Origin of the sequence: Dinoroseobacter sp. S76 (assembly GCF_049801095.1) — a bacterium.
Lineage (GTDB): Bacteria > Pseudomonadota > Alphaproteobacteria > Rhodobacterales > Rhodobacteraceae > Dinoroseobacter.
Genome location: NZ_JBNAGH010000003.1, coordinates 552,434 through 574,273 on the forward strand (window position 1 = coordinate 552,434; position 21,840 = coordinate 574,273).

Annotated in this window: 19 protein-coding genes and 1 tRNA gene; 15 read left to right on the top strand and 5 right to left on the bottom strand. The window is 64.7% G+C overall.

All coding sequences use genetic code 11. The features are described from left to right. Positions 1-34 precede the first annotated feature (34 nt). Complete coding sequence (gene tmpT, locus ACP153_RS12260) at positions 35-682, bottom strand: thiopurine S-methyltransferase (RefSeq protein ID WP_424971278.1); 648 nt, start codon at positions 680-682, stop codon at positions 35-37. Positions 683-847: 165 nt separating this feature from the next. On the opposite strand from tmpT, the gene gloB reads away from it, so the two are divergent. Next, the gene (gene gloB, locus ACP153_RS12265; protein WP_424971279.1) at positions 848-1,618 is read left to right on the top strand and encodes a hydroxyacylglutathione hydrolase; all 771 of its coding nucleotides are present in this window, start codon (positions 848-850) and stop codon (positions 1,616-1,618) included. 581 nt (positions 1,619-2,199) lie between these two features. On the opposite strand, the gene ACP153_RS12270 is transcribed toward gloB, so the two are convergent. Continuing rightward, positions 2,200-2,276, bottom strand: a tRNA-Met gene (locus ACP153_RS12270). Between the two features lie 574 nt (positions 2,277-2,850). Here ACP153_RS12270 and urtA point away from each other — a divergent pair. The 8 genes from urtA to ACP153_RS12310 all read left to right on the top strand — a co-directional run bounded on the left by urtA (position 2,851) and on the right by ACP153_RS12310 (position 11,424). After that, positions 2,851-4,140 (top strand): urea ABC transporter substrate-binding protein, encoded by a 1,290-nt coding sequence (urtA, locus tag ACP153_RS12275; RefSeq protein ID WP_424971280.1) that lies wholly within the window; start codon positions 2,851-2,853, stop codon positions 4,138-4,140. A gap of 108 nt (positions 4,141-4,248) precedes the next feature. Continuing rightward, entirely contained in the window at positions 4,249-5,862 is a 1,614-nt protein-coding gene (gene urtB / locus ACP153_RS12280; protein ID WP_424971281.1) for an urea ABC transporter permease subunit UrtB, read from the top strand. Positions 5,863-6,139: 277 nt separating this feature from the next. Continuing rightward, on the top strand, positions 6,140-7,243 hold the full coding sequence (gene urtC / locus ACP153_RS12285) for an urea ABC transporter permease subunit UrtC (protein WP_424971282.1): 1,104 nt from the start codon (positions 6,140-6,142) through the stop codon (positions 7,241-7,243). Then, a complete protein-coding gene (gene urtD / locus ACP153_RS12290) occupies positions 7,240-7,977 on the top strand; it encodes an urea ABC transporter ATP-binding protein UrtD (protein WP_424971283.1) in 738 nt (245 codons plus the stop codon). The genes urtC and urtD overlap by 4 nt, the downstream gene beginning before the upstream one ends. A gap of 1 nt (position 7,978) precedes the next feature. Then, the gene (gene urtE / locus ACP153_RS12295; RefSeq protein WP_424971284.1) at positions 7,979-8,674 is read left to right on the top strand and encodes an urea ABC transporter ATP-binding subunit UrtE; all 696 of its coding nucleotides are present in this window, start codon (positions 7,979-7,981) and stop codon (positions 8,672-8,674) included. Between the two features lie 217 nt (positions 8,675-8,891). Continuing rightward, positions 8,892-9,578, top strand: coding sequence for a haloacid dehalogenase type II (locus ACP153_RS12300; protein WP_424971285.1), 687 nt, complete (start codon positions 8,892-8,894; stop codon positions 9,576-9,578). Next, entirely contained in the window at positions 9,578-10,402 is an 825-nt protein-coding gene (locus ACP153_RS12305) for an alpha/beta fold hydrolase (RefSeq protein WP_424971286.1), read from the top strand. Before ACP153_RS12300 ends, ACP153_RS12305 begins: the two co-directional genes overlap by 1 nt. Further along, complete coding sequence (locus tag ACP153_RS12310; protein ID WP_424971287.1) at positions 10,399-11,424, top strand: threonine ammonia-lyase; 1,026 nt, start codon at positions 10,399-10,401, stop codon at positions 11,422-11,424. The genes ACP153_RS12305 and ACP153_RS12310 overlap by 4 nt, the downstream gene beginning before the upstream one ends. A 7-nt stretch (positions 11,425-11,431) precedes the next feature. Here the strand turns inward: ACP153_RS12310 and ACP153_RS12315 are convergent, their stop codons facing one another. Both ACP153_RS12315 and hemC read right to left on the bottom strand, forming a co-directional pair. Beyond that, on the bottom strand, positions 11,432-11,842 hold the full coding sequence (locus tag ACP153_RS12315; protein ID WP_424971288.1) for a hypothetical protein: 411 nt from the start codon (positions 11,840-11,842) through the stop codon (positions 11,432-11,434). A 134-nt stretch (positions 11,843-11,976) separates the two neighbouring features. Next, entirely contained in the window at positions 11,977-12,933 is a 957-nt protein-coding gene (gene hemC, locus ACP153_RS12320) for a hydroxymethylbilane synthase (protein WP_424971289.1), read from the bottom strand. Positions 12,934-13,036: 103 nt separating this feature from the next. Between hemC and hemE the strand changes: the two genes are divergently transcribed. From hemE to ACP153_RS12340, 4 genes are all read left to right on the top strand, one after another. Further along, on the top strand, positions 13,037-14,071 hold the full coding sequence (gene hemE, locus ACP153_RS12325) for a uroporphyrinogen decarboxylase (protein WP_424971290.1): 1,035 nt from the start codon (positions 13,037-13,039) through the stop codon (positions 14,069-14,071). A gap of 55 nt (positions 14,072-14,126) precedes the next feature. Next, positions 14,127-15,341: an MFS transporter gene (locus tag ACP153_RS12330; protein WP_424971291.1), complete on the top strand. Its 1,215-nt coding sequence runs from the start codon at positions 14,127-14,129 to the stop codon at positions 15,339-15,341. 54 nt (positions 15,342-15,395) lie between these two features. After that, positions 15,396-17,114, top strand: coding sequence for a methionine--tRNA ligase (gene metG / locus ACP153_RS12335; protein ID WP_424971292.1), 1,719 nt, complete (start codon positions 15,396-15,398; stop codon positions 17,112-17,114). A 115-nt stretch (positions 17,115-17,229) separates the two neighbouring features. Beyond that, positions 17,230-18,810 carry an ATP-binding protein gene (locus tag ACP153_RS12340; protein WP_424971293.1) on the top strand — a complete coding sequence of 527 codons (1,581 nt, stop codon included), beginning with the start codon at positions 17,230-17,232 and terminating at the stop codon, positions 18,808-18,810. Between the two features lie 7 nt (positions 18,811-18,817). Here ACP153_RS12340 and msrB read toward each other — a convergent pair whose 3' ends face one another. Further along, entirely contained in the window at positions 18,818-19,294 is a 477-nt protein-coding gene (gene msrB / locus ACP153_RS12345; protein WP_424971294.1) for a peptide-methionine (R)-S-oxide reductase MsrB, read from the bottom strand. Positions 19,295-19,430: 136 nt separating this feature from the next. Here msrB and ACP153_RS12350 point away from each other — a divergent pair, with 136 nt between their 5' ends. Continuing rightward, positions 19,431-20,651 carry an NAD(P)/FAD-dependent oxidoreductase gene (locus ACP153_RS12350; RefSeq protein WP_424971295.1) on the top strand — a complete coding sequence of 407 codons (1,221 nt, stop codon included), beginning with the start codon at positions 19,431-19,433 and terminating at the stop codon, positions 20,649-20,651. Positions 20,652-20,779: 128 nt separating this feature from the next. After that, a complete protein-coding gene (cobS, locus tag ACP153_RS12355; RefSeq protein WP_424971296.1) occupies positions 20,780-21,763 on the top strand; it encodes a cobaltochelatase subunit CobS in 984 nt (327 codons plus the stop codon). The last annotated feature ends 77 nt before the right edge of the window (positions 21,764-21,840 follow it).

The window sequence follows — 21,840 nt, forward strand, 5'->3', positions numbered from 1 at the left end:
CCGGTGCCTCGCAGAAACGTGACCGGCGTCCGGTTCAGGCCACGCGCGGGTGCAACAGGCGGACCTGTTCCTCCCCGCCCCCGGCGCGCAGGGCCACGGGGCCGCCGAGCGGGCGGGTGGTCAGCAGCGCCATGTCGTAACGCGCGCCGTAGTGCCTGGTGACCTCCTCGGCGGGGACAGAAAAGGGCGGGCCATTGGTCTGGCTCTGGTCATACGCCATGGTCACCAGCAGTTGCGGCGCAGTCCCGGTCACCTCCATGAGGTGGCGCGCATAGCGCGGGCGCGTCTCGGGCGGCAGGGCGATCAGCGCGGCCCGGTCATAGATCGCCGCCACCGGCCCCAGCATCGCAGCGGTCAACGCGAAGGCGTCGCCCACATAGAGGCGCAGCGCCCCGGCGGTGAAACACTCCAGCGGCCCGGCCTTCGTCACCGCCGGGGTCAGCCCCAACCGCGCAAAGACCTCCGCCACGGCCATACGGTTGAACTCCACCCCGGTCACGGCATGGCCCCGCGCGAGCAACCAGTCGAGATCGAGGCTCTTGCCACAGAGCGGCACGAAGACCGGCGCGTCCGGAGCGATGTCCAGACGGTCCCAATGATCCACCAGGAGCGCATTGGCCTCGGGCTCGTGAAAGCCGATCCGGTTCTCGCGCCAGCGCTCTTCCCAAAATCCTTCGTCCATCTCTGCCTCACCTGCTGTGCTCTGTCCGAGTGCTGCCTGCTGCCGGCGGGGCAGGTCAAGCCCGCAGAGCGCCCGGTCCCTTGCCAAAGCGTCAGGAGCGCGCGCGCCCCTTGCCAAACGGCGCGCGCTTCGCTTGTCTGACCCCAGAGAGCGGAGGGAAGCGACATGGCACTCGAGATTTACCAATACCCCTATGGTCCCGGCGCGAATTACGGTGTGCTGCTGCATGATCCCGCGTCCGGCGAGACCGCTTCGGTGGATGCAGGCGAGGCTGCCGCGCTGCTGTCTGCGGTGGAAAAGACCGGCTGGGGCCTGACGGAGATCTGGGTGACCCATCACCACCACGACCACACGGACGGGATCGAGGAGGTCAAGGCCGCCACCGGCTGCAAGGTCATCGGGCCGAAACCGGTCAGCCAGCCCATCGCCGGGGTCGACACGCGCTATGGCGATGGCGAGGCGTTTGATTTCTCGGGCCACCGGGTCGAGGTGCTGCACACGCCCGGCCACACGACCGATATGATCAATTTCTACCTGTCGGCCGAGGGGGTGGTGTTCACGGGCGACACGCTCTTCGTGATGGGATGCGGACGACTGTTTGAGGGCGACGGGCCGATGATGCATGCCAGCCTGCAAAAGCTCACGGCGCTGCCGCCCCAGACCGTGATCTATTGCAGCCACGAATATACCGAGGCGAATGCGGGCTTTGCCCTGACAGTGGATCCGGACAACGCAGCCCTTCGGGAGAAGGCCGCGACGGTGAAGGCCCTGCGCGCCCAAGGCAAGGCGACGGTCCCCACCACGCTGGAGGAGGAGCTCGCCACCAACCCCTTCCTGCGCGCCTCGGACCCGGCGATCCGCGCTCATCTGGGGATGGAGAGCGCCAGCGATACGGAGGTTTTCACGGAAATCCGCCGCCGCAAGGACAATGCGTGAAGACATCTCGCCTCGGGCGCGTTCTCTGAAAGACTAGCGTCCTTTGCGATCAGGCGTCGGCCCGCATCACGCGGGCGGGCACCGCGACTGCGATCTCGCAAGTGTCTTGGTCCGTTTTTGCGGGCCTTCCGGGCATCGAGCGCGACAAGACCGGTCAAGAGCAAGAGCCCCCCGCCCGGGACCGGGATGGGCGCAAAGGCTTCGGCGACACGGACCTCGTCGAACACACCGCTCGTGTTCCCGGCCCCGTCACGGCGAAAGCAATGGCGAGCGAGGTCGCCCCGCCGGAACTGAAGCTTCGCCCGGCCTCGGGTCAATCAAAGAAGCCCGGGGGGCAAATGCCTCCCGCGCCAGGGTCGTGTTGGTCGAGGTATCGACGATCTCCACCTCGGAGGCGTCGCCCAGATACCCGAAGCGGTCACCCGTCGCGTGGAAGAAGGACATCGCAGCACAGTTTCCGCGGATACTGAACAGTCGCCTTTTTCGGAGGCTCAGGACGCGCAACGCCCCCAATCGCACACAGATCTTGCACGACCGTGATCCGCCGTCGAGAAGGGCGGGCTTCGTCTAAAGAAGGGTGGTGGTGGCGTGGGGGAGACTTGAACTCCCGACCTAACGATTATGAGTCGTTCGCTCTAACCAACTGAGCTACCACGCCATCGTGCGCGGCTGGGTATGACACCCGTGTGGGGGCGTCAAGGGGCATTCGCGCGACAATCTTGCAAGGAAGGTCCTCTGCAGGTCGTGGGCGACAGAAAGCCCCGATCCGAGATCCGTGGCGCGCCGCGCGCGGCATGGGATGCGCCTCTGTCTGGCCAGTCTTGGGCCCGCTCTGGGGGGCAGCCCCCAAATCTGCCGCAACGCAGCGGAATCCACGCAGGCGCAGCAAACCGCCGAAACACCCTTTCCGAGCCGTCTGTTTTTTAAGCAGGTCGCGCAAACTGCGGGCAGCATCGCGCAATTCTTGCCGGTTGACGCGCCCTGTCAGCGCTGACGGCGCGATTCCCGGTTCTTCCAGAAGGATGCGTGGTCGAAGTTGCCCCCGCGCTTACTTGCGGAGCCCCGCGGCAGGCGCAGGAGGTGTGCGACGGCGTCGTTCCTGGCAGTTCTCTGCCGCCGCACAATGCAACAATAAAACGCTGCGTATGGGCATGTATGCAGATCCTGGTCCTGTTTCAATCCGCAGGGCCCGTACGTGCCCCCGCGCAGTCATGGCTTTGGGAAACAAGCATATGACAAAATTTGGGAAATCCCTGATCGGTGCCGGTGTTGGAGCCGCGCTCATGTCCTCGACCGCCTTTGCGGCCGGTCACAGCGACACGATCAAGGTCGGCATCCTGCACTCCCTCTCCGGGACCATGGCGATCTCCGAGACCACGCTCAAGGACGCCATGCTGATGCTCATCGAAGAGCAGAACAAAAAGGGCGGCGTGAACGGCAAGATGCTCGAGGCGGTCGTCGTGGACCCGGCCTCCGACTGGCCGCTCTTTGCCGAAAAAGCCCGTGAGCTGATCGAAGGCGAAGGCGTGGACGTGGTCTTTGGCTGCTGGACCTCCGTGTCGCGGAAATCCGTGCTGCCGGTCTTCGAAGAGCTGAACTCGCTGCTGTTCTATCCGGTGCAGTACGAAGGTGAGGAAAGCCAGCGCAACGTGTTCTACACCGGTGCGGCCCCGAACCAGCAGGCGATCCCGGCGGTGGATTACCTGATGAACGAAGAAGGCGTGGAGCGCTGGGTGCTCGCGGGCACCGACTATGTCTATCCCCGCACCACCAACAAGATCCTTGAAGCCTATCTGCAGTCCAAAGGCGTCGCGGCTGAGGACATCATGATCAACTACACGCCCTTCGGTCATTCCGATTGGCAGACGATCGTGTCCGACATCGCCTCCTTCGGCGGCGCAGGCAAGAAGACCGCCGTGGTCTCGACCATCAATGGCGACGCCAACGTGCCGTTCTACAAGGAACTGGGCAACCAGGGCATCTCCGCCGAGGACATCCCCGTTGTGGCCTTCTCCGTGGGTGAAGAAGAACTGGCCGGTCTCGACACCGAGCCGCTCGTCGGTCACCTGGCGGCATGGAACTACTTCATGTCCGTGGACACGCCGGAGAACGACGCATTCATCGACGCCTGGATCGACTTCATCGGCGACGAAGACCGCGTGACCAACGACCCGATGGAAGCTCATTACATCGGCTTCAACATGTGGGTCGAGGCCGTCGAGGCCGCTGGCACCACCGACCCGGATGCGGTCATCGACAGCATTGTCGGCGTCTCCGTGCCGAACCTGACCGGTGGCTATTCCACCATGCTGCCGAACCACCACATCACCAAGCCGGTGCTGGTGGGTGAGATCCAGGATGACGGTCAGTTCGACGTCGTGTGGGAGACCTCCGGCCTTGTGCGTGGGGATGCGTGGTCCGACCACCTGCCCGAGAGCGCGCCGCTGATCTCCAACTGGCTGCCGCCCATGTCCTGCGGCAACTTCAACACTGAAACCGGCGTCTGCGGCGGCGGCTCCTAAGCCCCCGCCCAGTGTCGCGGCCCCGTATGGGTCGCGACATCGCCTGATTGTCATGGCCCCCTGCGGATGCGGCGGGGCCGTGATCTTCTCTGACCCCCGAGAGACAACATGACCCTTCTTCGCCTGTGCGTCGCAGCCCTGTTGACCTGTCTTGCCGCGCTGACCGCGCCCGCCGCCTCGGCCCAAAGCCTTGAAGAGCTGGTGGCGCGTTTGCCCGACGGCAAGTTCCCCGAACGCGCGGCTGTGGTCGCGGAGCTTGGCGCCCTGGGCGATCCCCGGGCTGTGCCGGTTCTGGAAGTGCTGCTGGAGGGCAATCTACATGTCCTGAAGGCCAATACCCGCGTGGTCGAGATCCGCGAGATCGGCGACGATGATGTGGCCTATGACGCCCTGACCGGCGAGGAATACGGGATCGTGCCCCGGCGCGGGTCCTCGAAGATCCGGGTGAATAACGGGCTGCGGCGGGACATCCGCGCGGCCATCGGCACCCTGACCCTGCGCGCGCCCGACCCGGCCCTGCGTCTGGCCGCCGCCGAGGCCGCGTTCCGCGCGCCGAATGTGGATCAGCTGGAGCTGTTGCGCGCCGCGCGCGGCGAGGAAAGCGATGATGGTGTGGCCGAGGCGCTCGACTTCGCCATTGCCGCCACCGTGCTTGAAGGCGACCTTCCCGAGGCCGAGCAAGTGGCCGCCATCGAGGTGCTGCGCGAGATGGGCAATCAGGACGCGCTGAGCGTGTTGACACCGCTCATCCAGGCGACGAACCCGACCCTGGCCGCTGCTGCGGCAGACGCGGTGAAGGCCATCGAAGACAATCAGCGCCTGTGGAATATGGCGCAGAATGTGTGGTTTGGCCTGTCCCTGGGCTCGGTCCTGTTACTTGCGGCCATTGGACTTGCCATCACCTTCGGGGTGATGGGCGTGATCAACATGGCCCATGGCGAGCTGGTGATGATCGGGGCCTACACGACCTTCTTCGTGCAGGAGATCATCCGTGCCTCCTTCCCCGGGCTTTTTGACTGGTCGCTTCTGATCGCGGCCCCTCTGGCCTTTCTGGTCGCCGGGGGTGTGGGTGTCGCGATCGAGCGGGGCTGTGTGCGGTTCCTTTACGGTCGCCCGCTGGAGACGTTGCTCGCGACCTGGGGGATCAGCCTGATCCTGCAGCAGACCGTCCGCTCGATCTTTGGCCCGAACAACCGCGAGGTGGGCAATCCGAGCTGGATGTCCGGGGCGTTCGATGTGGGGCAGATGACGATCACCTATAACAGGCTGTGGATCCTGCTCTTTGCGCTGGCGGTGTTCGCGATCCTGCTTTTCGTGCTGAAGAAGACGCCGATCGGGCTGCAAATGCGCGCCGTGACCCAGAACCGCGCGATGGCCGCGAATATGGGGATCCGGACCGGCTGGGTTGATGCGATGACCTTTGGTCTGGGGGCCGGGATTGCCGGTCTCGCGGGCGTGGCACTGAGCCAGATCGACAATGTGTCGCCGAACCTTGGCCAAAGCTATATCGTCGACAGCTTTATGGTCGTCGTGTTCGGTGGAGCCGGGAATATCTGGGGCACGCTCGCGGGGGCCTTCTCGCTGGGGATCGCGAACAAGTTCCTGGAGCCCTATGCGGGTGCGGTCCTGGCCAAGATCCTGGTGCTCGTCTTCATCATCCTCTTCATCCAGAAGCGGCCGCGTGGGCTCTTCGCGGTGAAGGGCCGGGCGGTGGAGAATTGACGATGACGACGCTCCGCAACACAGAAACGTGGTCCTCCCGCCCCCACCCGTCGGTCCGCTCCGCGGACACTCGGGCGGCGTCGGGCCCGGCCGCGCGCGCATGCGCGCGCGGCAGTCGCACCCAGCACCCCGATCTTGGGCTGAACTCCACCGGTCACCCCGAGGCGCGTCCGCCGCGTGCGTCCGCACGCGGCCCGGCCCAACGGGAGGCGCTGCCCGTCAGGGCGGCAACGACGGGCGGGAGCCCCCTCTCCTCTCTTGAACTTGGAGCCGCCCAATGAGCCGCCTGATCGACCGCCGCATGGGTATCTTCCTCGCCGGGCTCTTTGTCCTGACTGTCGCTATCCCCGCCGGCAATCTTTGGATGGAGGGCCAGCCCGTCCCCTCCTATGTGGTGAGCCTGCTGGGCAAATACCTCTGCTATGCCCTCCTCGCCGTCGCCCTTGACCTGGTCTGGGGCTATACCGGCATCCTTTCTCTCGGCCATGGCGCCTTCTTTGCCCTGGGTGGTTACGCCATGGGTATGCATCTGATGCGTGAGATCGGCGACCGCGGTGTCTATGCCAACCCCGATCTGCCGGACTTCATGGTCTTTCTGAACTATCAGGAGCTGCCTTGGTTCTGGTACGGGTTCGACCAATTCTGGTTCGCCTGCCTCATGGTCCTGCTGGTCCCCGGCGCGCTCGCCTTCGTCTTCGGTTGGTTCGCCTTCCGCTCCCGCGTCACGGGCGTGTACCTGTCGATCATCACACAGGCCATGACCTACGCCCTGATGCTCGCCTTCTTCCGCAACGAAATGGGCTTCGGCGGCAATAACGGCCTCACGGATTTCAAGGACGTGCTCGGCTTTGACCTGCAATCCGACAGCACCCGCGCGGCCCTCTTTGCCCTCTCTGCCCTGGCCCTGACCGCGGGCCTGCTGATCTCCAAGGCAATCACCACCTCCAAGCTCGGCCAGATCCTCGTTTGCGTCCGGGACGCCGAGAGCCGCACGCGCTTTCTCGGCTACCGGGTCGAGAGCTACAAACTCTTCGTCTGGACTGTCTCGGCCATGATGGCCGGCGTTGCCGGGGCGCTCTACACACCGCAAGTCGGCATCATCAATCCGGGCGAGTTCAGCCCCGCCAACTCCATCGAGATCGTGATCTGGGTCGCCCTAGGCGGGCGCGGCACCCTCGTGGGCGCGGCCATCGGGGCGATCCTCGTCGCTCTCTCCAAAACCTTGCTCACGGGCTGGTTCCCGGAGATCTGGCTCTTTGCCCTCGGCGCGCTCTTCATCTTCGTCACGATTTTCATGCCCAAAGGCGTGCTCGGCGTGGTCGAAAACGCCCTGCAGCGCAAACCCAAACACGAAGCGAGCCCGGAGGAGGCCAAGGCATGAGCGTCCAGCTTTCCCTCAACGGTGTGAACCGCAGCTTTGATGGATTCAAAGCGATCAACGATCTGAGCCTCCATGTGGAAAAGGGCGAGATGCGCGCGATCATCGGCCCAAATGGCGCGGGCAAAACCACGATGATGGATATCATCACTGGCAAGACCCGCCCGGATGAAGGCGAGGTGCTGTGGAACCAGACCGTGGATCTGACCAAAACCGACGAGGCTGACAGCGCACGGCTTGGCATCGGTCGCAAGTTCCAGAAACCCACGGTTTTCGAGACGCACACGGTGGCCGACAATATCGCACTCAGCCTCAAGGCCGACCGCTCCGTCTGGTCGACCCTCTTCAACCGCCGCACCAAGTCCGAAGAAGCGCGAATTACCGAGCTGCTGGAATTGGTCAAGCTGGAGGGGGACCGAGACCGTCTGGCCGCTGATCTCAGCCACGGGCAAAAGCAATGGCTCGAGATCGGGATGCTTCTGGCGCAAGACCCGGAGCTTTTGTTGGTGGACGAACCCGCAGCCGGCATGACTGATGCCGAGACCATGCGGACCGCGGAGCTTCTGCGCGGGATCGCGGGGCAGCATACGGTGATCGTGGTCGAGCATGACATGGACTTTGTCCGCGCTCTCGATTGCCGGGTCACAGTCCTGCACCAGGGCCATGTACTCGCCGAAGGTTCGCTCGACCATGTCTCCGCGAACCCGCAAGTCATCGAAGTCTATCTGGGGCGTTGAGATGCTGACGATTGAAAACATCGACCTCCATTATGGCGCGGCCCAGGCCTTGCGCGGGGTGTCCCTGACAGCCGAAACCGGCAAAGTGACCACGGTGCTCGGACGCAATGGCGTGGGCAAGACCACGCTCCTGCGCGCGATCACCGGGCGGCAGCCGATCTCAGCGGGCCGCATGGATTGGGAAGGCAGCGACCTGTCCCGCCTGCGCGCTGACGCGCGCGCCCGAGCCGGGATCGCCTCGGTGCCCCAAGGTCGCGAAATATTCCCCCTACTGACGGTGCAGGAAAACCTCGAGACCGGCTTCGGCGCCCTGCCCCGCAGCCTGCGCCATGTCCCGGATGAAGTTTTCACCCTCTTTCCCGTGCTCAAGGACATGCTCGGACGGCGCGGCGGCGACCTGTCTGGCGGACAACAGCAGCAACTCGCCATCGGACGCGCCCTCGTCATGCGCCCCCGCCTTCTGGTGCTGGACGAGCCGACCGAAGGGATCCAACCCTCGATCATCCAGGATATCGGACGCGCCATCAGCTTCCTTCGGGATCGGGGCGATATGGCGATCCTGCTGGTGGAGCAGTACTTCGACTTCGCCCGCGATCTCTGCGACAGCTTCGCCGTCATGGACCGGGGACAGATCATCAAGTCCGGCACCAAGGCCGAAATGGATGAGACCGAGCTGCGCGGGCTGCTGACCGTCTGACGCGCCCCTTTCATTGTTCCGCAAATACTCCGGGGGTCCGGGGGCAGCGCCCCCGGGGACTGACCGCTTGGCGATACACTGCCGACCGCGTGCTGGTGGCGCGGACAGGAGCCTCCGGCGGGAGTATTTTAGGAACAATGAGGAGAGGCACGCGCCTCGAAGGTGACTTGCGCCGCCTTCCCGCGCAGGTCATCCTTGGCTCTGAACGGAGCCCGTGATGACCATCACCACCTGTATCTTCGACGCCTATGGCACCCTTTTCGATGTGAGCGCCGCCGCCCGCGAAGCTGCAGCAGAGCCTGGGCGGGGCGCCTTTGCAAAGGAGTGGCCCGAGATCGCGCAGAACTGGCGGCTCAAGCAGCTGCAATACACTTGGCTCCGCGCGATCACTGGACATCATTGCGACTTCTGGCAGGTAACCCAGGACGGGCTCGATTGGGCGCTGGAGGCCTCAGGTCTATCAGACCCGGGTCTGCGGGAACGGCTTTTGCAGCTGTATTGGGAGCTCTCCGCCTATCCGGAAGTGCCCGCGATGCTCGAGGCGCTCAAGGCGCAAGGTCTTGCCACGGGAATTCTGTCGAACGGCTCGCCGGATATGCTGGCCGGAGCCGTGAACAGCGCCGGGATCGGCCCTTTGCTCGATGATGTGCTCAGCGTCGAGTCGGTCTCGATCTTCAAACCGGCCGCGCTTGTCTATGACCTTGTGGGCGCGCGTTTCAGCTGCGCCCCGGAGGAAGTGCTCTTCGTCTCCTCCAATGGTTGGGATGCGGCCTCGGCGGCCGCCTATGGCTTCCGCACGGTCTGGGCCAACCGCGCCTCGGAGCCCGTCGACCGCCTCCCCGCCACGCCCGACCGGATCCTCGCGGATCTGCGCCCCCTGCCCGTCCTTGTGAAAGAGTTCTGATGCCCCATATCACCGCCCCCGATGGCACCCGCCTGTTCTATCGCGATGAGGGCGCGGGTGTGCCGCTCCTCTGCCTGTCCGGTCTGACCCGAACCACGCGGGACTTCGACTACGCCATGCCTCATCTGACCGGCTGCCGCGTGATCCGAATGGACTATCGCGGGCGTGGCCAGAGCGATTGGGCGGATTACGCGAGCTACACCCTGCAGCAGGAGGGCACGGACGCCCTGCAACTGCTCGACCATCTGGGGATCGAGAAGGCAGCCATCCTCGGAACGTCGCGCGGTGGGCTGATCGCCATGGGCCTCGCCGCCGTGGTCAAGGAGCGGTTGCTGGGGGTCTGCCTGAACGATATCGGCCCCGAACTCGATCCGAAGGGGATTGACGTGATCAAGGGCTATCTGGGCCACAATCCCTCCTTCAAAACCCATGCGGAGATGGCTGCCGAGATGCCCAAGCTCATGCGCGGCTTCCCCAATGTGCCCGCCAGCCGCTGGATGGAAGAGGTGACCAAGCACTACACGGAAACCGAGCGCGGGCTGCAGATCACCTACGACCCCAAATTGCGGGATGCGGTGCTCGAAACCGGGGCGACCCCGGCGCCGGATCTCTGGCCGTTTTTCGACGCCTTCGAGGGCCTGCCCCTAGCGGTCATTCGCGGGGCCAATTCCGATCTGCTCAGCGCCGAGACGGTGGCCGAGATGCAGCGCCGGCGCCCGGACATGATTGCAGCCGAGGTGCCGGACCGCGCCCATATACCCTATCTCGACGAGCCGGAATCCGTCGCTGCTCTGCGGGCGTTTCTAGCCGCGATCGGCGCATGAGCGCCCCGCGCACTGCGCCGGATTTCGACCGGATCCGCGCAGCCGAAGCGCGGCTCGCGGGGCATATCCGGCGCACACCGCTCCTGAATGCGCCCGCGCTTGATGCCATTGCCGGGCGGCGGATCTGGGTGAAGGCCGAGGCACTGCAGCATACAGGATCGTTCAAGGCGCGGGGCGGCTGGGCTGCGGTTTCGGCCATGAGCGCGGCCGAGCGCGCGCGCGGTGTACTTGCCTATTCCAGCGGGAACCATGCGCAGGGGGTTGCGCGGGCCGCCAAGGCCTTTGACACCCCGGCGCAGATCATCATGCCCAGCGACGCGCCCGCGATCAAAAGCGAGACCACCCGGGCGCTGGGGGCGGAAGTCATTTTCTATGATCGCGCCTCGGAGAACCGCGAAGCGCTCGGCTCAGCCCTGATGGAGGAACGCGGGCTGAGCCTGATCCCGCCCTATGATCATCCGGAGGTGATGGCGGGCCAGGCGACGACCGGGCTCGAGATCGCGGAGCAGGCCGGCGAGGTCGGGGTTCACGAGGCGGACGTTCTGGTTTGTTGCGGCGGCGGCGGGCTCAGTGCCGGAACCGCGCTCGCGCTGGCCGAAACCGCGCCCGGGCTGCACGTCCGTCCGGTGGAGCCCGAGGGATTCGACGACATGACGCGATCCCTCGCCAGTGGCCAGCGCGTGACGAATGCCAGGCGCGCAGGCTCGATCTGCGACGCGATCCTGACGCCGACACCCGGGGACCTGACCTTTCCGGTGCTTCAGGCACTCGCGGGTCCGGGATGCGTGGTGTCCGAGGATGATGCCCTGCGGGCCATGGCCCTCGCCGCGCAGCATTTGAAGCTGGTGTTGGAACCCGGTGGCGCGGTGGCCCTGGCCGCAGCCCTGTTTCACCCCAGCGCCTGCGCAGGACCGGATGTGATCGCCATCGCCACCGGTGGGAATGTCAGCCCCGAAATGCTGGCCCGCGCGCTGTCCCGAGGGACCGAGCCGTGCGCGACCGGGGAAGGTACCGCGGCCTAGGCGACGCTCAGGCCGCCTCGACCCGGGCGGCGAGCCCGTTGACGAGATAGGCCAGCGAGGCGCGCTTGCCCCGCGGCACGCGGCTCGAAATCAGGAAGGCCACGCTGGCGCTGTCACAGGCGATGGAGCGTTCCACAAGACGCAGGAGCCAGGTTTCATCAAAAGTGATGCTGCGCGCGTCGGGGCCATGCCATTCCGGCGGACGCTCCAACGCTTGGCCGAGCGTGCGCGCCACGGCATCGGCGAAATCATAAGCGGACGCTTCCTCCCGCAGGGAGAGCACGGCACAGGCCTTGAAGAGATCCAGTCGCGCTGCGCTGCGCGAGGCATCCGCGCGCTGCCGGATCAGGGTGAGGACGTGCTGTGTCTGTTGGTCGTGTGGGGCGTCTCGCAACGCCGCCGCCGGTAGATACGTCATGTCGAGCCTCACAAAACACGCGGCACGGAAAACTTGGTAAACCTAGTCTGACAGAGATTGAGAATTCCCAAAGAGACCGCTCGCCGCAGCGCAGCAATCCGTCGCATGCTGTGGCGAAAAGCGGCCAGTTGATGTCAGGCTTGCACAGTAAGCCAGCTGAAAAAGTCCTTGGGTGCGCGCGCGCGCAGCCTTTCCGCAACCTCAGTGCCCATTTTCGCAGCATCCTCGATCGGTGCCGTTTCCGCGTCGATCAGAACATCGGACCCATCCGGGCGCAGAATCTCCGCCCGCAAATGGACGGTTCCGTCCTTCAACTCCGCCAGACCGGCGATGGGCGTCTCGCAGGAGCCGTCCAGCGCCGCAAGATAGGCGCGCTCACAGGCGAGGCGCTGCCCCGACGGACCGTCATGGATGGCCGCCAGCATCTCGGCGGCGCGCGAATCGTCGGCGCGGCGCTCGATCCCGATACAGCCCTGTGCCACGGCGGGCAGCATTTCCTCCGGCGAAATCGCCGTGCGCGGCACATCATCCATGCCCAACCGGTTCAGCCCCGCCATGGCCAGGAAGGTCGCCTCGGCCACTCCCTCGCCCAGTTTCTTCATCCGGGTCTGCACATTGCCGCGAAACTCCACGAGCTTCAGGTCCGGACGGCGATGGGCGAGCTGCGCCCGCCGCCGCAGGGAGCTGGATCCGACCACCGCGCCCTCCGGCAGATCCGCCAGCGTCCCACCGTCCAGGGTCACGAAGGCATCGCGCACATCCTCGCGCGGCAGATAGGTGTCGAGCAGCAGTCCCGCAGGCTGCTCCACCGGCATGTCCTTCATCGAATGGACGGCGATATCGATCTTGCCCGCCAGCATGTCCTCTTCGATCTCGCGGGTGAACAGGCCCTTGCCGCCGATCTCCTTCAGCGGTCGGTCAAGCACCCGGTCCCCGGTGGTCTTGATCACCACGATCTCGAACGCCTCTTCGGGCAGATCAAAGGCCGCCATGAGCCGCGACCGCGTCTCATAGGCCTGCGCCAGAGCGAGCGGAGAGCCTCGTGTGCCGATTTTGAGAGGTGAAGCGGGGGACGGAAGTGTGATAGCCATAGGTCGATCTTTATATGTGTCAACTTGACTTGACAACCGATTACCGGTGTAACGTTGACAGCACGAGGGGACTCGTCGTCCCACACACTAAGGAATGACCTCCATGACTGACAGAAAAAAACTGCTCCGCGCGCTGGACGGAGAGACGCAAAAGGTCCCACCCATCTGGATGATGCGTCAGGCGGGGCGCTATTTGCCGGAATATCGCGCCACGCGGGCCCAGGCGGGTGATTTTCTGTCCCTGTGCTACAACTCGGAACTGGCCGCTGAGGTCACGCTGCAGCCGATCCGGCGCTACGGCTTTGATGCGGCGATTCTCTTTGCGGATATCCTGCTGATTCCCGACGCTCTCGGCGCGGATCTGTGGTTTGTGACGGGCGAAGGACCGCGCCTGTCGACGATCACGGACATGGCCGGTTTCAACGCGTTGAAACCGGCGGACGCGATGCATGATCATCTGGCGCCCGTCTATGAGACCGTGCGGATCCTGTCGCGCGAGCTGCCATCCGAGACCGCGCTGATCGGCTTCGCCGGCGCGCCCTGGACCGTGGCGACCTATATGATCGCCGGGCGCGGCACGCCTGATCAGGGCCCAGCACATAAGCTCATGACCGAGGCGCCCGAGGTGTTCGATGCGCTGATGGACCGGCTGACCGAGGCGACCATCGCCTATCTCTCCATGCAGATCGAGGCCGGCGCCGAAACGGTCAAGATCTTCGACAGCTGGGCCGGATCGCTGAAGGGCGAGGCCTTCACGAAATACGCGCTGGAGCCCACGAAAAAGATCATCGCCGCGCTCAAGGCCAAGCATCCGGGCGTGCCGATCATCGCCTTCCCGCGCGAGGCCGGGGACGGCTATATCGGGTTTGCAAAGGCGACGGGGGCCGATTGCGTGGCGCTGGACAATTCCGTCTCCGCAGCCTGGGCGGCCGAGCATGTGCAGGTCGATGGCTGCGTGCAGGGCAATCTGGCCTCGTCACATATGGTGACCGGTGGGCAGGCCCTGATCGACGAGACGCGCGAGATCGTGCAGGCCTTCGCGAACGGGCCGCATATCTTCAATCTCGGCCATGGCATCACCCCGGATGCGGATCCCGAAAACGTGCAACTCATGATCGACACGGTGCGCGCCCAATAACCTCTCGCCCCGACGCCCCCTTGCGCGCTGGGGCGCATCCTGAAACGACCCGGCCATGCGCCTTCTGATCACCTTCGCTGCCCTTTTTGCCTCTGTGGCGTTGCTGCAGGTGTCCTCAGGCGCGGTCGGTCCCCTTGATGCGATCTCGGGCACCGCGCTGGGGTTCAGCACGGCGCAGATCGGGTTTCTCGGCTCGGCCCATTTCATCGGGTTCTTTCTGGGCTGCTGGAGCGCGCCGCGCATCCTGGGCACGGTCGGCCATGCGCGGGCCTTTGCGGCCTTCACGGCCGCCGGGGCGATCGGGCTTCTGGCGCATATGATGCTGGTGCACCCCATCGCCTGGGCCGGGCTGCGCGTGGCCACGGGGATGTGCATCGCGGGATGCTACACAGTGGTCGAGAGCTGGCTACAGGCGCGTCTCACCAATGAGACCCGCGGACGCACCATGGGGCTCTACCGGTTCGTGGATCTGGGTGCGGCGCTTCTGGCGCAGCTGATGATCGGGGTGCTGCCGCCCGCAGCCTATCTGTCCTACAACCTGCTCGCGATCCTCTGCTGTGCAGCGCTTCTGCCGCTTGCCCTGACCCAGACCAGCGCACCAGACGTGCCCGACGCGCCCCGACTGCGACCCGGCCTCGCCTTTGCCCGCTCGCCGCTCGCCGCCGCTGCGGTGATCGTGGCGGGCCTGACGGCGGCGGCCTTTCGCATGGTCGGCCCGATCTACGGGCAGGAGGTGGGGCTCGGTCCGGATCAGATCGGTCTGTTCCTCGCGGCTTTCGTTCTCGGGGGGGCCCTGGCGCAATACCCGGCGGGCTGGCTCGCGGACCGCTTCGACCGGCGCTATGTGATGATCTGGTTTTCCCTTGCGGCGATCCTGAGCTGCGGCGTGACGATCTCGACCCAGGAAAGCGGCACCTTGGCGGTGTTTGGGGCGGCCCTGCTCTTTGGCCTGACGACCTTCCCGATCTTCTCGGTGGCCGCGGCCCACGCCCATGACTTTGCCGAAGACCATGAGCGGGTGGAGCTCTCGGCGGCGCTGATGTTCTTCTTCGCCACCGGCGCGATTGCGAGCCCGCTGGTCTCGTCCCTGCTCATTGATGCCTTCGGGCCCGTGGCGCTCTTCGTGTTTCTGGCCGTTGGGCATCTGATACTGGTCGGGTTCAGTCTGGCGCGGATGCGGGTGCGCGCCGCCCCGACGGAGCGGACCGATTACGTCTATACGCCGCGCACCAGTTTCACCATCGGGCGGCTTCTGGGCCGCAAGCGCTAGACCTCTGCGCGCGGCTGCGTTAGGCCATGCGGGCACTTCAGAAGGTCCCGCGCCATGGCACGTATCCTCATCACCTCCGCGATTCCCTATATCAACGGGATCAAGCATCTGGGCAATCTCGTCGGCAGTCAGCTTCCGGCGGATCTCTATGCGCGCTACTGCCGCGCCCGCGGCAACGAGGTCATGTTCATCTGCGCCACCGATGAGCACGGCACGCCCGCCGAGCTGGCCGCGGCCAAGGCGGGCAAACCCGTGGCCGAATACTGCGCCGAGATGCATGAGGTTCAGGCGGATATCGCGACGCGTTTTGGCCTGAGCTTTGACCATTTCGGGCGCTCCTCGTCGGAGCGGAACAAGGCGCTGACCCAGTATTTCGCAGGCAAGCTGGCCGAGGCCGGTCTGATCGAGGAAGTGTCCGAGAGCCAAGTCTATTCCCATGCGGATGGGCGGTTTTTGCCGGATCGCTATATCGAGGGGACCTGCCCCAATTGCGGCTATGACAAGGCCCGCGGGGATCAGTGCGAAAACTGCACAAAGCAGCTGGATCCTACGGACCTGATTGATCCGCGCAGCGCGATCTCGGGCTCCACGGATCTGGAAGTGCGGGCGACCAAGCACCTCTACCTGCGCCAATCCGCGCTGAAAGATCAGCTCGACGCCTGGATCGACAGCCAGACCGACTGGCCCGTCCTGACCACATCCATCGCCAAGAAATGGCTCCATGATGGTGACGGGCTGCAGGATCGCGGGATCACCCGGGATCTGGACTGGGGCGTGCCGGTCAAGAAGGGAACCGAGGACTGGCCCGGCATGGAGGGCAAGGTCTTCTATGTGTGGTTCGACGCGCCCATCGAATACATCGCCGGCACGGCGGAATGGGCGGATGCCAATGGTCTGGACGACGCCGCGTGGGAGCGTTGGTGGCGCACGGATAAAGGCGCCGAGGACGTGCGCTATGTCCAGTTCATGGGCAAGGACAATGTGCCCTTCCACACCCTGAGCTTCCCGGCGACGATCATGGGCTCGGGCGAGCCCTGGAAGCTGGTGGATTACATCAAGTCGTTCAACTATCTGACCTATGATGGCGGCCAGTTCTCGACCAGCCAGGGGCGCGGGGTCTTCATGGATCAGGCGCTGGAGATCCTGCCGGCGGATTACTGGCGCTGGTGGCTGCTGAGCCATGCGCCCGAGAACTCCGATGCGGAGTTCACATGGGAGAATTTCCAGGCCTCCGTGAACAAGGATCTGGCCGATGTGCTGGGAAATTTCGCGAGCCGGGTGACGAAGTTCTGCCGCTCGAAATATGGTGAGGCCGTGCCAAGCGGCGGCGCCTACGGCCCCGCCGAGGACGCGCTGATCGCCGATCTGACGGCCAAGCTGCGCGCCTATGAAGGGCATATGGATGCCATGGATGTGCGTAAGGCCGCAGCGGAGCTGCGGGCCATTTGGGTGGCGGGCAACGAGTATCTGCAATCGGCCGCGCCCTGGACCGTGTTCAAGACCGACCCGGAGGCCGCAGCGGCGGTCATTCGCCTTGGCCTGAACCTCGTGCGGTTCTACGCGGTGCTTTCCTCTCCCTTTATCCCGACGGCGAGCGCGGATCTCTTGCGCGCCATGCGGGCCGAGGACGCCCAATGGCCCGAGGATGTGGCCGCCGCGCTCTCGGCGCTTGAGCCAGAACATGCCTTCGATGTGCCCGAAGTGACCTTTGCCAAGGTTTCTGACAGCGATCGGGATGATTGGGCCGAACGTTTTTCAGGAATTCGCACCTAAGCGCATTGCATTCGCAAATTGCAAAGCTAGGTTCTCTGTTAGGGAATTACCGCTTTAGGATAGCAATAGGCTTATCTTAAATGTAGGTTTGGACCTGATCCAAGGACATGGCTCAATGCCTGAGACGACACTAAACGGCCTGCAATCACATGTGATGAACCCGTTCTCGGAGTTCTTCGCCAAGGCACCGATGATGATGCATTCGGTGGACCGGGATGGTGTGATCGTGGCCATCAGCGCCTATTGGGCGTCGCGGCTGGGCTATGAGCCGCGCGAGATGGTCGGCCGGGCGCTGACCGATTTCATGACCCCGCAATCCGCCAATCGCGTGCGCACCGAGTTCTTTCCGATGCTCATCCGCACCTCCTCGGTCGAACGGGTCAGCAATGTCTTCCTGCGCAAGGACGGCACCCTGTTCCCGGTTCTCGTCTCAGCCGTGGCCCTGCGGGACAAGGACGGGCTCTTCGAGCGGTCCCTGTCGATTGTCACGGCGGATGATGGCGCGGATGGCCTGCATCAGGACCTGCAAAGCGCACTGATGAAGGCCGAAGATGCGAGCCGCGCCAAGAGCCGCTTCCTGGCCGCAATGAGCCATGAGATCCGCACACCGATGAACGCGATCCTCGGCTTCGCCCAGCTGCTGAAACTGTCCGATCTGGACGCCAAGCGGCGTGGCCATGTGAATGCGATCATCTCGGCGGGAGGTCAGCTGATGAACCTGCTGACGGATCTGCTGGATCTGAGCCATATGGAAACCGGGCAGATGCGAGTGGAGACGCGGCCCACCCTGCTCCAGCCCATGCTCGATCAGGTGGCCGACTGGTGGTACAGTTCCGTGTCGGAAAAAGGCATCACCCTCAAGGTCTTGGTCGATGACGAGCTGCCAGATTGCGTGCTCTCGGACAAGGTCCGCCTGCAACAGGTTCTGAACAACTTCCTCGCCAATGCCCTGCGCTACACAGATGAAGGCTGCATCACCCTGAAGGTCACGCAGGTCCTGCGCGAAAACGGCATCTGCCGGATCCGCATGGAGGTGAGCGATACCGGGATCGGCATCTCGGAGGAGCAGCAGGCCCTCCTCTTCCGCCCCTTTGTCCAGATCGAGAGCGATTTCGGCAAGGATCGCGGCGGCTGGGGGCTCGGTCTGTCGATCTGCCACAATATCGCGACGGCCATGGGCGCCGAGATCGGCGTGACATCGACGCCGGGGGCGGGCTCAACCTTCCATTTCGAGCTGAGCGCGCCGGTCGAAGAGAAATCCCACAGCGCCGCCCCGCCGATCCGTGCGGCGGATCTCGCGGCGGGGAGCGAGAGCCTCAACATCCTGATCGCCGAGGATAACGAACTGAACCAAAAGGTGATGGACGCCATGCTCCGTGATCTGGGGCATAACCCGGTGGTGGTCTCCAACGGGTTCGAAGCCGTGGAAGCCATCATCTCCGACAGCTTCGATCTGGTCCTGATGGATATCACCATGCCCGGGCTCGACGGGTTGGGCGCGACGGAGCAGATCCGCACCGCGTCTCCGGACAAAAGCGGCGTGCCGATCATCGCCTGCTCCGCCCATGTGGGCGGCGATGTGCAGGCGCGCTACCGGAATGCGGGGATCGACGATTTCCTGCCCAAGCCGGTGGATCCGTTCGAATTGCAATCTGCAATCGACCGGGCGGTCAAACGCTCGGGCCCCTCGGTCTGACCTGGCCCTAGGCGGGACGGAAATTCAGCGCGACACCGTTCAGGCAGTGACGCTTGCCCGTGGGCTTCGGTCCATCATTGAACACATGGCCCAGGTGCCCGCCACAGCGGCGGCAATGCACCTCGGTCCGCACCCGCAGAAGCTTGCGGTCGGGCTTGGTGCCGATGGCATTGTCCAGCGGCTCCCAGAAGGAGGGCCAGCCGGTGCCGCTGTCATATTTGGTGCGAGACGGATAGAGCGGCAGGTCGCAGCCCGCGCAGTGATAGGTCCCGGCGCGCTTCTCGTCATTCAGGGGGCTGGTAAAGGGCCGCTCTGTGCTTTCCTTGCGCAGCACCTTGAACTGCTGCGGGGTCAGGCGTTTCTTCCATTCCGCCTCACTCATCGTGATCTCGAAATCGCCTTCTGACGCTGTCAGGGTCTGCGGCAGCACCGCAGCCGTGGCCAGAAATCCGGTGGAAGCAGCAAGGAATTGACGGCGGTTCATGGGGCATCCTCTCGATCGTGTGAGGAGTATATAAGCGGCCTCTTAGGCCTCTGTCCCCATTGCGACAGGCTCATAACGCGGATGTGTGGGGCCGTGAGGGCTTGCCTCCTGCGCCCGCCTGGGCCATCCCGCGCCCATGGCGAGACCGAAAGACAGTTTTACCACCGTGATCCTCGGCGCAGGAGCCGCGGGCATGATGTGCGCCGCCCATGCAGGGCCGGGTGTGCTGGTGCTCGACCATGCGGCCAAGCCGGGCGAGAAGATCCGGATCTCCGGTGGTGGCCGCTGCAACTTCACGAACATGTATGCGGGGCCCGAAAACTTCCTCTCCGCCAACCCGCATTTCGCGAAATCGGCGCTGAGCCGCTATACCCAGTGGGATTTCATCGACCTCGTGGCGCGGCATGGGATCGCCTACCACGAAAAGACCCTCGGGCAGCTCTTTTGCGACAGCTCTTCGCGCGACATCATCCAGCTCTTGCGGGATGAGATGGACCGGGCGGGCGCTACGCTCTGGCTCAAGTCCACGCTCGATGAGGTCTCCCATGATGGGGCGCGGTTTCGCCTGCGCGTGACACGAGAGGGGCAGAGCCGGGAGGTGACGGCGCAGCATCTGGTCGTGGCCTGCGGCGGCAAGTCGATCCCCAAGATCGGGGCGAGCGATCAGGGCTACCGCATCGCGAAACAGTTTGGTCATGCGCTGACCGAGACGCGCCCCGCCCTCGTGCCCCTGACCTTCGGGGCCGAGGCCGCCTTTGCCGATCTGGCCGGGGTCGCAAGCCCCGCGCGGATCGCCGCCAACGGCACGAGCTTTGACGAAGCGCTCCTCTTCACCCATCGCGGATTGTCCGGCCCTGCGATCCTGCAGGTCTCCTCCTATTGGCGCGAGGGGGACGCGATCACGGTGCAGCTTTGCCCGGAGGTTGGGTTCTATGACGCCCTGCGCGCCCGGCGAAGTGCGGCAGGGCGCCGAGATCTGGCGACCGTGTTGACGGAGTGGCTACCCAAGCGGCTGGCCCAGAGCATCGCTTCCCGGGTGGCGCCCACGCTCGAAGGCCGGGGCAATCTCGCGGATCTGAGCGATGCGCAGCTGCGCGCCGTGACCGCCGCGCTCGGTGAATGGCAGCTGAAGCCCACGGGCACCGAGGGCTATCGCAAGGCCGAGGTCACCCTGGGCGGGGTCGAAACCGGCGGGCTCTCCTCGCGCAGCATGGAGAGCCGAGTGCAGCCCGGGCTCTATTTCATCGGCGAGGTCGTGGACGTCACCGGCTGGCTCGGCGGATACAACTTTCAGTGGGCCTGGTCCTCGGGCTGGGCCGCGGGACAGGATATCGCGGCGAAAACCGGCGCGGGCTGAGCGGTGGAGGCGAGAAAACCCCGCCTCAGCGGGGGGGACCCCCCTTTCCCTCGCCGCGCCCTACGATATGTTGCGAGCCAATACACCCGGGACCTGGCCTGGGCGACTCAACAGATTCGGGGACACGAATGGCGGACGGCAGCTTGGATATTGGCAAACCCACGGAAGAGATCTCTGTCCGCGAAGTGTTTGGCATCGACACCGATATGAAGGTGAAAGGCTTCGCCGATGGCTCGGACCGGGTGCCGGATATCGACAGCACCTACAAGTTCGACCCGGACACGACGCTGGCGATCCTCGCGGGGTTCTCCCACAATCGCCGGGTGATGATCCAGGGCTATCACGGAACGGGCAAATCCACCCATATCGAGCAGGTGGCCGCGCGTCTGAACTGGCCCTGCGTACGGGTCAATCTGGACAGCCATATCAGCCGGATCGACCTGATCGGCAAGGACGCCATCAAGCTCAAGGACGGGGTGCAGGTCACTGAGTTCCACGAGGGGATCCTGCCCTGGGCCCTGCGCAACCCGACCGCGATTGTGTTCGACGAGTATGATGCGGGCCGCGCGGATGTGATGTTCGTGATCCAGAGGGTACTGGAGGTGGACGGCAAGCTGACGCTTCTGGACCAGAACGAGGTGATCACGCCGAACCCTTACTTCCGGATCTTCGCGACCTCGAACACCGTGGGTCTGGGGGATACGACGGGCCTCTATCACGGCACGCAGCAGATCAACCAGGGTCAGATGGACCGCTGGAGCCTCGTGGCGACGCTGAACTATCTCAGCCATGACGCCGAGGCCGCGATCGTGCTGGCCAAGAACCCCCATTACAACACCGAGGCCGGGCGCAAGACCGTTGGCCAAATGGTGACCGTGGCGGAGCTGACGCGGACGGCCTTCATGAACGGGGATCTCTCGACAGTGATGAGCCCGCGGACCGTGATCGCCTGGGCGCAGAATGCCGAGATCTTCCGCAATGTGGGCTATGCCTTCCGGCTGACCTTCCTCAACAAATGCGATGAGCTTGAGCGGGAGACCGTGGCCGAGTTCTATCAGCGCTGCTTTGACGAGGAACTCCCCGAGAGCGCGGCCTCCAACGCCGTCGGCTGAGCAGAGATCGGTGGCGGGGGCCCCCAGCCGCGCGCGCCGGCCCCCCCCCCCCCCCCGGCCAAGCCGGGCACCGCGGT